11 protein-coding genes are annotated in these 9,027 nt (G+C 64.1%); 9 read left to right on the forward strand and 2 right to left on the reverse strand.

Features of this window, described 5'->3' with window-relative positions; translation table 11 throughout:
* Window positions 1-28 precede the first annotated feature (28 nt).
* Entirely contained in the window at window positions 29-2,101 is a 2,073-nt protein-coding gene (locus AB0O87_RS01865; protein ID WP_363511187.1) for a M13-type metalloendopeptidase, read from the reverse strand.
* An 81-nt stretch (window positions 2,102-2,182) separates the two neighbouring features.
* On the opposite strand from AB0O87_RS01865, the gene AB0O87_RS01870 reads away from it, so the two are divergent.
* The 3 genes from AB0O87_RS01870 to AB0O87_RS01880 all read left to right on the forward strand — a co-directional run bounded on the left by AB0O87_RS01870 (window position 2,183) and on the right by AB0O87_RS01880 (window position 4,691).
* The gene (locus AB0O87_RS01870; protein WP_363512866.1) at window positions 2,183-3,502 is read left to right on the forward strand and encodes an MATE family efflux transporter; all 1,320 of its coding nucleotides are present in this window, start codon (window positions 2,183-2,185) and stop codon (window positions 3,500-3,502) included.
* A gap of 35 nt (window positions 3,503-3,537) precedes the next feature.
* Window positions 3,538-4,368: a hypothetical protein gene (locus AB0O87_RS01875; RefSeq protein WP_363511189.1), complete on the forward strand. Its 831-nt coding sequence runs from the start codon at window positions 3,538-3,540 to the stop codon at window positions 4,366-4,368.
* 119 nt (window positions 4,369-4,487) lie between these two features.
* The gene (locus tag AB0O87_RS01880; protein WP_363511190.1) at window positions 4,488-4,691 is read left to right on the forward strand and encodes a hypothetical protein; all 204 of its coding nucleotides are present in this window, start codon (window positions 4,488-4,490) and stop codon (window positions 4,689-4,691) included.
* Window positions 4,692-4,704: 13 nt separating this feature from the next.
* Here AB0O87_RS01880 and AB0O87_RS01885 read toward each other — a convergent pair whose 3' ends face one another.
* Window positions 4,705-5,382 (reverse strand): TrmH family RNA methyltransferase, encoded by a 678-nt coding sequence (locus tag AB0O87_RS01885; RefSeq protein ID WP_363511191.1) that lies wholly within the window; start codon window positions 5,380-5,382, stop codon window positions 4,705-4,707.
* Window positions 5,383-5,447: 65 nt separating this feature from the next.
* On the opposite strand from AB0O87_RS01885, the gene AB0O87_RS01890 reads away from it, so the two are divergent.
* From AB0O87_RS01890 to AB0O87_RS01915, 6 genes are read left to right on the forward strand one after another with little or no spacing between them, the layout of a single operon-like run.
* Entirely contained in the window at window positions 5,448-6,716 is a 1,269-nt protein-coding gene (locus AB0O87_RS01890) for an Nramp family divalent metal transporter (RefSeq protein WP_363511193.1), read from the forward strand.
* A gap of 51 nt (window positions 6,717-6,767) precedes the next feature.
* A complete protein-coding gene (locus AB0O87_RS01895; RefSeq protein ID WP_363511195.1) occupies window positions 6,768-7,070 on the forward strand; it encodes a hypothetical protein in 303 nt (100 codons plus the stop codon).
* 14 nt (window positions 7,071-7,084) lie between these two features.
* Window positions 7,085-7,717: a metal-dependent transcriptional regulator gene (locus AB0O87_RS01900; protein WP_363511197.1), complete on the forward strand. Its 633-nt coding sequence runs from the start codon at window positions 7,085-7,087 to the stop codon at window positions 7,715-7,717.
* Between the two features lie 43 nt (window positions 7,718-7,760).
* Entirely contained in the window at window positions 7,761-8,573 is an 813-nt protein-coding gene (locus tag AB0O87_RS01905) for an HAD-IIA family hydrolase (RefSeq protein WP_363511199.1), read from the forward strand.
* Window positions 8,574-8,576: 3 nt separating this feature from the next.
* On the forward strand, window positions 8,577-8,801 hold the full coding sequence (locus AB0O87_RS01910) for a hypothetical protein (protein WP_363511201.1): 225 nt from the start codon (window positions 8,577-8,579) through the stop codon (window positions 8,799-8,801).
* The gene (locus tag AB0O87_RS01915) at window positions 8,798-8,965 is read left to right on the forward strand and encodes a hypothetical protein (protein ID WP_363511203.1); all 168 of its coding nucleotides are present in this window, start codon (window positions 8,798-8,800) and stop codon (window positions 8,963-8,965) included. Before AB0O87_RS01910 ends, AB0O87_RS01915 begins: the two co-directional genes overlap by 4 nt.
* The last annotated feature ends 62 nt before the right edge of the window (window positions 8,966-9,027 follow it).

The following is a 9,027-nucleotide window of genomic DNA, read 5'->3' on the forward strand; positions in this document are numbered from 1 at the left end:
GGTAGTTTTCAAATAGTCAGCTGATTGATCACCAGATGGTCACGCGAGAAGACTCTGGGAGCCACAGCGCATCGCTTTCGGTCACTCCGAACGCCTCATAAAACGCGTCAATGTTGCGCACAATCTGGTTGCAACGGAACTCGTTAGGCGAGTGCGGATCGATCGTCAGGAGCCGCAGAGTCTCCGCATCACGGCTCTTCTGCTGCCACACCTGCGCCCACGAAAGCAGCAGGCGCTGGACGCCGGTATAACCGTCGATGACGGGCCCTTCGACAGGCTCAGGGACCGCGGCGGGTTCAGGCCCTTCGACAGGCTCAGGGACCGCGGCGGGCTCGGGCCCTTCGACAGGCTCAGGGACCGCGGCGGACTCAGGGACCGCGGTGGAGGTGAGGGAGAGCGCGTAGGCGCGGAGGGCGATGCCCAGGCCGCCGAGGTCGCCGATGTTCTCGCCGATAGTGAGGGCGCCGTTCACGTGATGCTCGGGAGCCAGGCCCTCAGGAACCAGTGCGTCGTACTGATCGATGAGTGCCTTCGTGCGCTCCTCGAACGCGGAACGGTCGGCGTCTGTCCACCAGTCCTGCAACCGGCCATCACCGTCGTAACGACTGCCCTGATCGTCGAAGCCGTGGCCGATCTCGTGACCGATCACGGCCCCGATTCCTCCGTAGTTCGCTGCTGCGTCACGCTCGGCATCGAAGAAGGGGTACTGAAGGATGGCCGCAGGGAACACAATCTCGTTCATCGACGGGTTGTAGTACGCGTTGACCATCTGCGGCGGCATATGCCACTCTGCCCGGTCGATAGGCTCGCCGATCTTGTCGACGTTGCGGTCGTGCTCGAAGATCGAAGCGCGTCGCACGTTGCCGAACAGGTCTGCGCGATCGATTTCGAGGCTGGAGTAGTCCCGCCACACCTCCGGGTGCCCAATCTTGGGGGTGAACGAGTCGAGCTTGGTGAGCGCTCGCTCACGAGTTTCGGCCGTCATCCACTCGAGCTCGGTGATGCTCTGACGATAAGCCTCGATCAGGTTGGCCACCAGCTCGTCCATCGCGGCCTTGGCCGTCGGCGGGTAGTGCCGCTCGACGTACACCTTGCCGATTGCTTCGCCGAGTGCACCTTCGGTGAGCGAGACCCCACGCTTCCAACGCTCACGCATGGTGGGAACGCCTGTCAGTTCGGTGCCATAGAACGAGAAGTTCTCCTGCACGAGCTCATCGGTCAGGTACGGGGCGGCCGCGTGCACGACCTTGGCCCGCAACCATGCCTTCCACCCCTCAAGGTGCGCCGGCGCAAGCAAGCTGCCGAGCCCTTCGACGAAGCTGGGCTGTGCGACGACGACCTCATCGAACGCGCCAGCCTTGGAGGGGGCGACGGCTTCTCGCCACGGAGTGAGGTCGACACCGGCAAGCTCCTGCAACTCATCCCACGTCTTGAGGTTGTAGGTCGCTACCGCGTCACGGCTGCGCACGTTGTCCCAGTGGTGGCTGGCGAGCTGAGTCTCGAGCGCGATCGCCCGGTCGGCGTTCTCTGCGGCGTGCGGCACACCAGCGAGATCGAGCAGCCGCTCGAGGTGCGCACGGTAGGCGGCTCTCGTGTCGGCGAAAGTGTCGAGGCGGAAGTAGCTCTCGTCTGGCAGTGAGAGGCCAGCCTGTACGAGAACGGGCAGGTAGCGCTCCGGGTTGCCAGGGTCACCGTCGACATAGAACCCGATCACCGCAGCACGACCGTCGCGGTCGTATGTGCCCACCAGCCGGAGGAACGCGGGAATACTGTCGAGGGCATCGATCTCCGCCAGCGTCTCGGCCAGCGGCGTCACGCCTGCAGCGTCGATGCGGTCCGTGTCCATGAAGCTCGCGAACAGGTCGCCGATCTTGCGGGCGAGCGTGCCTTCAGCCGCATCTTGCGACTCTTCAATGATCGCGCGGACGTCGCTTTCTGCCTGCTCGGCCAGAAGATGGAACGACCCCCAGCGCGCCTTGTCGCCCGGAATCTCTGTGCGCGACAACCACTCACCGTTCACGTGGCGGTAGAGGTCATCTTGGGGGCGAATGGTGGAGCTGAACTCGTCAAGGGCGAGGCCCGCGGGAAGAACGTCAGTCATGTTCCCAGCCTATGACCCGCCTCCCACACTGGGGTGTGACCGACCAGCAAAGTCGGCACCAGGTCATAGGCTCAAAGGATGATGGCGCGCACCTCCCTGAACCGAGAGATCTTGCGCCTCGCCATCCCCGCGCTCGGCGCACTCATCGCAGAGCCAGCGTTCCTTATCGTCGACGCCGCTCTCGTCGGGCATCTTGGCACCACCCCGCTGGCCGGACTCGGTATCGCCGGGGCTGTGTTGCAGACGATCGTCGGGCTGATGGTGTTTCTCGCCTACGCGACCACGCCCGCCGTTGCCCGCCGCTTCGGTGCAGGACAACCGGGCGAAGCGGTCTCTGTCGGCATCAACGGCATGTGGCTCGCCCTCGGACTCGGTTCCGTGCTTGCCGTGGTGGGGGCGGTGTCCTCCCCCTGGCTGGTGTCATTGTTCGGAGCGAGTGACGCGGTGTCCACTCAGGCGAACGACTACCTCGTGATCTCCATGTGGGGTCTTCCGGCAATGCTGATCGTGTTCGCCGCCACCGGTTTGTTGCGCGGAATGCAAGACACCATGACTCCGCTGTGGATCGCGGGGCTCGGCTTCGGCGCGAACGCACTTCTCAACTGGCTGTTCATTTACGGGCTCGGCTGGGGCATCGCCGGTTCCGCCGCCGGGACCGTCACGGCACAGTGGGGCATGGTGGCCGCATACGTTTTGGTCGTGCGACGGATGGCAACGAAGCACAGCGCATCGCTGCGAGCGCAACGGGCCGGCATGCGCAATACCGCAACCTCTGGTGGTTGGCTGTTTTTGCGCACCGTGAGCTTGCGGGTGGCGCTGCTTGCAACCGTGGGCGTCGCCACGGGCATCGGCACCGAAGAGCTCGCCGGTTGGCAGATTGTGTTCACAATCTTCTCTGCCGCGGCCTTCGCTCTCGATGCACTCGCGATCGCCGCCCAGGCGCTTATCGGTAAGGAGCTGGGGGCAGGAGACGAGCAACAGGTGCACCGGGTGCTCGCTCGCACGGTCGCGTGGGGTGCCTGGTTTGGTGTCGCTGTCGGCGTGCTCATCGCAGCTCTCTCCGGTGTGTTCGGCATTGTATTCACGGGCGATGCAACAATCGCGGCACTTGTGCAACCCGCTCTATTGGTGCTGGCAGTGGCCCAACCGATCGCTGGGATCGTGTTCGTTCTCGATGGCGTGCTGATGGGCGCCAATGACGTTCGTTACCTCGCGATCGCTGGCTTGCTCAACCTTGTGCCGTTTCTTCCGGCCCTGTGGGGCGTCGCCGCGACAGGCGTCGATGGTGTCGCTGGTCTCGTCTGGCTCGCTATCTCGTTCTTTGGCGTTTATCTGCTCGCCCGATTGGGAACACTTGGCTGGCGCGTGCGTTCTGGACGCTGGATCGGAGCGCCCGCGTGATGACGACACCAGAGTGGCCTGGGACTTCCTCGAACGTGACTCAGTGGTTACGGGCGTCTCTGCACCCTGATGATTCCGAGTTCACGATCCACGGGCTCGACGACGTACGCATCTCAGTGGCGCTGACCGGCAGCGATCTCGAACACCTCACGATTGATGCGAGCAGGGCGAAGCTGCGCTTCCGCCTCTCAGAGGGCACACCTGCACCTGAAAGGACAGCGAGCTCACCAGCTGTCGTCAGCAGATCCAGCGGATTCGCCCACACCATACGCGTGCTGGCAGACCCCGTGCGGGTCGAACGCATTCCGATCACCCTCGACCTGCAGCTACACAACGCTCCAATCGAGTGGCAGACGTATGCCGCGCCCGAGGTTTCCACCCGCCCTGAGAGTCGCTACGCACTCCGTATCGCTGACGAACGGGAGGGGATGAATGGTTCGCTCGTCGCCTCTGTCAAAGAATCGGACTTGGCTCCGCTTCTGGTCGCTTGTCTTCGCCCGGCCCTGAACGAGGCAGGAATCAGGTTGCGACGTCTTTCGGTCAGCGTCGTGCAAGACGGCGCAGACGGGGTGCGCATCGAAGGGAAGACACGCATCCGCTGGAAAGTTCTCGGTGCTTCACTCACGGGAATGACGAGGCTCGTCGTGACCCCCGACGGTGTTCTGACGGTGCGCGCGCTACAGATCGGGAGCAAGAATCCTCTTGTCGATCTGGCGCTGCGGGCGGCTCGCAAAGCGATCGCAGCTGAGGTTGGTCGATCCCACGACCTCAACGAACACCTCGGTGCAGAAGGTAGTCACCACCGCCTGCACAGTGTGCGCATCGCCGTGGACGAGAGAATCACGCTCACAGCCCGCCTGAGCTGATTCACTGCACAGACCCACTTCAAAAGCACTTCTCCCCAACCGCCGGAATCCGCGGAATACTGCGGCTCAACCCCTGGTGCGCTCGACGATGATCAAGACACACTGAGGGGATGCTGGGGATGACGGAACCACAAGTATGGACACTGATCGGCATCTTCGCTGGGGGGATGCTCGCGACCGCCACGCTGATCTCGACACTGTTCCTGCGCATAATGCAGAACGGTTTTGACGGGATCGGCAAAGAGTTCGAGAACGTGCGCAAAGAGTTCACCAGCGTCCGCACAGAGTTCTCCAGTGAGTTTTCCGGGGTGCGCACCGGCTAGCGCTGGCGCACTGCTAGTCGGCGTAGCGGCGGCACCACTCGTACATGACGACGGCAGCCGCGGCACTGGCGTTAATCGAGCGGGTTGAACCGTACTGCGTGATCTCGATGTGCGCAGACGCCGCGGCGAGCGCTTCGGCCGACAATCCCGGACCCTCCTGACCGAATAGCAGCACACAGCGCTGCGGGAGATCGGCCCGATCCACCGGCACCGCACCATCGACGTTGTCGACCGCCACGATGGGCAGACCTTCGGCAACAGCCCAGGCGGTGAACGTCTCCACATCTTCGTGATGGATAACGTGCTGATAGCGGTCAGTGACCATGGCACCACGTTTGTTCCAACGACGACGACCAATGATGTGCACGGTGTCCGCAAGGAACGCGTTGGCGCTGCGCACAATCGACCCGATGTTCATGTCGTGTTGCCAGTTCTCGATGGCTACGTGGAACGGATGCCGCTGGGTGTCGAGGTCGGCGACAATCGCCTCCATCCGCCAGTAGCGATAGCGATCGATCACGTTGCGTGTGTCACCAGCGGCAAGAAGCTCTTGATCGTATTGCTCACCGTCCGGCCACGCGTCTGCTCCACCGGGCCACGGCCCGACGCCGTACCCCGGTTGCGTTGTCGAGCTACCAGCCGACACTGCGGGTTCATCTGAGGCCGTGTTCTGCGGCGCAGTGTCATCCATCCCGCCAGGTTATCGCCGGGGACGCTGGTGCTTCGAACGACAACCGAATGCGGTACGGTTTCGGTGTGCCTAAAAATCGTCAAGCGCGGGTAACCCCGCCGCGCAGCCTCTGGCTGCTGGGGCCCGCACTGGTGGCTGGTGTGGCGTACCTCGATCCGGGCAATGTGGCGAGCAACATGACAGCCGGGGCGCAGTACGGCTACCTGCTGGTGTGGGTCGTGCTCGCGGGCAACATCATGGCGTGGCTGATCCAATACCTCTCGGCCAAGTTGGGTGTGGTCACAGGCCAGAGCCTCCCCGAAGTGCTCGGCACACGACTGCGTCGCCCCTGGGCACGCCGCGCGTACTGGCTGCAGGCCGAACTTGTCGCCATGGCGACCGACCTCGCCGAGATCATCGGCGGTGCGGTCGCCCTCAACCTGCTCTTCAATGTGCCACTCCTGCTCGGCGGTGCGATCACCGGGGCCGTCTCCATGATTCTGCTCACCGTGCAGAGTCGGCGAGGAGCACGCCCGTTCGAGTTTGTGATCATCGGTTTGATGGTGATCATCACGGTCGGCTTCGTCGCGGGTGTTTTCATCGCGCCGCCCGACCCTGCCGGGGTGCTTGCGGGGATGGTGCCGCGCTTCGAAGACACCGGATCTGTTTTGCTCGCCGCCTCCATCCTCGGTGCGACGATCATGCCGCACGCGATCTACGCCCACTCTTCTCTCACGCGCGACCGCTTCGGAGCCACCAGCGCTCATGCCGGTGATGAAGCAGCACGCACCGAGACGTCGCGCATCCGCCGGCTCCTCACCGCCACACGGTGGGACGTCTCGATTGCCATGGTGATCGCTGGCTCCGTGAACCTCGGCATTCTGTTGCTCGCCGCCGCTAACCTCACAGGCGTTGAGGGCACCGACTCTCTCGAAGGCGCGCACGCCGCCCTCGCGGCGGGGCTCGGCCCGGTCGTCGCTACCCTTTTCGCCGTGGGGCTCTTGGCATCGGGGCTGGCATCGACATCGGTGGGCGCCTATGCGGGAGCCGAGATCATGCACGGACTGTTGCACGTGCGCATCCCGCTGCTGATGAGGCGCCTGATAACTCTGATCCCTGCGCTGGTGATTCTGGGCCTCAACGTCGATCCGACGCTCGCGTTGGTGCTCAGTCAGGTGGTGCTGTCGTTCGGCATCCCGTTCGCCCTGATCCCCCTGGTCGTGCTCACCGCGCAGCGCCGCACTCTCGGCGTGTGGGTGAATCGGGGATGGACCACCGCCGCTGGGGTGGTCGCGTCTCTGCTCCTGATCGCACTCAACGGCGCACTGCTGTGGTTGGTGCTCACGGGGGCGTAGTCCGCACTTACGCGGTCGGCTTTGACCGGTGGCCCGGATAGGCTCGACCCCATGTCTGTCGCACCTGCTCGCCGCAACGTCCGTATCCTCACCTGGATCGGTTTCGTGACGGGTGTGGCAGGAGGCCTGCTCATCGCCTTTCCCGACTACCTTCCGTTCGGTGGCCCGTGGGTGCAGCTCGGGCTGGGGATCGTGACCCTGATCCTCGCGTTCAAGGCGCGCAAGATCGGCATGGCCGAGGTGACTGACTTTGATGGACGACTCTCGCTCGCGGCGGCACTACTGGGGTTCCTCGTGGTGTTCTTTGCCGGGCAGGTCGCATTCGGTGTGCTCCTCTTGGCCCTAAACGGCTGACCTAAGCTGGTCAGGTGGCCTCTCCTGCAACTGACGACTACCTCAAGACCGTCTACGCGCACACCGAGTGGCAAGATGCCCCCATCACCCCGTCGGTGCTTGCGGCGAAGCTCGGAATCGCACCTTCTTCGGTAACCGAGATGGTGAAGAAGCTCGCTGCCGCCGGGCTGGTTTCGCACGTGCCATACGGTGCAGTGCGGCTGACCGATACCGGAACCCTCCGCGCCCTCGCCATGGTGCGCCGCCACCGCCTCATCGAGACGTGGCTCGTGCGGGAGTTCGACTACGGCTGGGATGAAGTGCACGACGAGGCCGAAGTGCTCGAACACACAATCAGCGACCGCCTCTTGGAAGGCATCGATGCGCGCCTCGGCCGCCCGCGCTTCGACCCCCACGGCGACGCAATCCCTGACGCGGATGGTCATGTCGAACGCGTGCCGTTCGTGCTTCTGGGCGACGCACCAGAGGGTCACACCGGTCAAGTGCTGCGGGTAGACGACCGCGACCCCGAACTGCTCCGTGCACTTGAAGCTCTCGGCCTCGTTGTCGCGGCCACCGTGCGTGTGACGCCGTCCGGTGTCGAGATCAACGGCACAGACGCGGTGCTCCCTCCTGACGCCGCGCAGGTGGTCTGGCTGACGGCCTAGTCGTTGCCACGCGCGAATCAGGTGCGCCCTCTAGGCTGAGCACATGGCTCAACGAGACGACATCGAATGCTGGCTCACCGACATGGACGGCGTGCTCGTCCATGAAAACGACGCCGTACCGGGGGCATCCGAGCTACTCGCCGGATGGGAAAGTGCCGGTATCCCGTATCTGGTGCTCACCAACAACTCGATCTTCACCGCCCGCGACCTGTCGGCACGCCTTCGCATCAGCGGCCTGCACGTTCCGGAAGAGCGGATCTGGACGTCGGCCCTCGCGACCGCCGATTTCTTGCAGCAACAACTTCCGGGCGGCTCCGCTTTCGTGATCGGCGAGGCAGGAATCCTCACTGCCCTGCACGAAGCCGGGTTCATCATGACCGAAACCGACCCCGACTTCGTCGTCGTCGGCGAAACCCGCAACTACTCGTTTGAGGCGATCACTAAGGCGATTCGTCTCATCCTCGGCGGAGCGCGGTTCATCGTCACCAACCCGGATGCCACCGGCCCCAGCGCCGATGGTCCGCTTCCCGCCACCGGCGCCATTGCAGCGCTGATCACGAAGGCGACAGGCAAGGAGCCCTACGTCGTCGGCAAGCCGAACCCGATGATGTTCCGCTCTGCCCTCAACAAGATCGGCGCACACTCCAAGCGCACAGGCATGATCGGCGACCGCATGGACACCGACGTTGTCGCCGGGATCGAGGCCGGCCTGCACACGGTACTGGTGCTCACGGGCATCAGCGACGAAGCAGAGATCGAGAAGTACCCGTTCCGGCCGGATGAGGTCGTGCAGTCGGTGGCCGATCTGCTGCCGCGCATCACGGAGACGATCACCACGGTGAAGACGAAGGACTAGCGCGTGGGTGCACTCGACGACGGCGAACGCCTCACGGCTTCCGATGCGGCGAGCTGGCGCCGGAATCTGGCTCCTCGGAGTGCGCAGTGGTTTTTCCCTCGCCGCCCAGGCAGCGGATGGGCGGCAGCCAACAAAGCCCGTCTCGCGTCGCTCGCATCACTCGCGGCCGATGGGCTTCTCGCCCCCGCGAAGATCGTTGCGGATACCGCGGAAGGAAGACGCCCATGAACCAGAGCGACGTGATGTTCCTTGTTGTCGTCTTGATCTTGGTCAGTACGTTGACCCTGTTCATCGTGCAGTTTGTGCGCTCCCGTCGCGGACGCAGCAGCTCAGACGACGGTCGCGCCGGCTGGTGGGAAGGCCCCTGGCACGACGACGACCGCCAACACTAACTCCCCTCCCTCTTCCGCCCCCTCCTCCCGCCCGTCCGATCCTGCCCGATCTCGCGGTGCAG

Origin of the sequence: Microbacterium sp. NPDC076768, from assembly GCF_040687205.1 — a bacterium.
Classification (GTDB): domain Bacteria; phylum Actinomycetota; class Actinomycetes; order Actinomycetales; family Microbacteriaceae; genus Microbacterium.